Raw genomic sequence first — 957 nt, 5'->3', positions numbered from 1 at the left:
ATACCCGTCCCGCGAACAGGTGATGCAGTACGGTGAGGACGACCTGACGTTTGTCTCACGCCTGCTGTCGGAAGTGGGTATCTGGTTCCGCTTTGCCACCGACGCCCGGCTGAAAATCGAAGTTGTCGAGTTTTATGACGACCAGAGCGGCTACGAGCGCGGGCTGACACTGCCGCTTCGCCATCCTTCAGGGCTGTTTGATGGTGAAACGGAAGCGGTATGGGGGCTGAATACCGCGTACAGCGTGGTGGAAAAAAGCGTCACCACTCGGGACTACAACTACCGCACCGCCACAGCAGAGATGATGACAGAGCAGCATGACGCCACCGGGGGCGATAACACCACCTACGGCGAAGCCTACCACTATGCCGACAACTTCCTGCAAAAAGGCGATAAAGAGGCAGCGGAAAGCGGCGCGTTTTATGCCCGTATCCGCCACGAACGCTACCTGAATGAACAGGCCATTCTCAAAGGCCAGAGCACCAGTTCACTGCTGATGCCGGGGCTGGAAATCAGGGTTCAGGGCGACGACGCGCCAGCAGTGTTCCGCAAGGGCGTACTGATTACCGGCGTGACGGCCAGCGCGGCGCGTGACCGCAGCTATGAGCTGACGTTTACCGCCATCCCGTACTCAGAGCGCTACGGCTACCGCCCGGCGCTTATCCCCCGCCCGGTAATGGCCGGCACACTCCCGGCGCGGGTCACCAGCACGGTGAAAAACGATATCTATGCCCATATCGACAAGGACGGGCGCTACCGGGTCAACCTCGACTTTGACCGCGATACGTGGAAACCGGGTTATGAAAGCCTGTGGGTGCGCCAGTCGCGCCCGTATGCAGGTGACACGTATGGCCTGCATCTGCCGCTGCTGGCGGGAACGGAAGTCAGCATCGCCTTTGAGGAAGGCAACCCGGACCGACCTTATATCGCCGGGGTAAAACACGACTCGGCACACAC

Annotated in this window: 1 protein-coding gene; it reads left to right on the top strand. The window is 60.1% G+C overall.

Features of this window, described 5'->3' with window-relative positions:
- Nucleotides 1-957: type VI secretion system tip protein VgrG (gene vgrG / locus ACJHX4_RS26720; protein ID WP_113282560.1), on the top strand; the 957-nt coding region annotated here is incomplete at both ends.

The sequence above is a fragment of the Escherichia sp. WS2035 genome (genome assembly GCF_046487065.1).
Lineage (GTDB): Bacteria > Pseudomonadota > Gammaproteobacteria > Enterobacterales > Enterobacteriaceae > Escherichia > Escherichia coli.
The sequence above is the reverse complement of the archived record's forward strand: the minus strand, read 5'-3'. Positions and strand labels throughout refer to the sequence as shown.